Below are 230 nucleotides of genomic sequence, written 5' to 3'. Positions count from 1 at the left end.
ACGCCAAGGAGCGTCACACCGATGCCGAGATCGCCGCCAAGCTTGGCGAACCGCTCGAATTTATACAAATGATCCGCCGTCAGGTCCGGCGCTCGGAGTTCAAGCGTTTCCAGTCTCCTCCTGGGCCGAAAGTTCATCGGAAATCGCCAACGACCAAGGATCGTCGTTTTCCCTTAACGGGACGCTTCAGATAATCTTGCGTCGGAACACCTTATAGAGCTCACCTTTGT

General features: G+C 54.8%; 1 pseudogene. It reads left to right on the top strand.

Going from position 1 to position 230, the window contains the following annotated elements:
* Positions 1 to 194, top strand: a pseudogene (locus ACPYOJ_RS37220) (hypothetical protein); the annotation flags it as partial.
* Positions 195 to 230: the final 36 nt, after the last annotated feature.

Source organism: Rhizobium sp. SVR5-9E (assembly GCF_056755095.1).
Note: the sequence above shows the minus strand (reverse complement) of the source record. Positions and strands in the feature narration are given on the sequence as shown.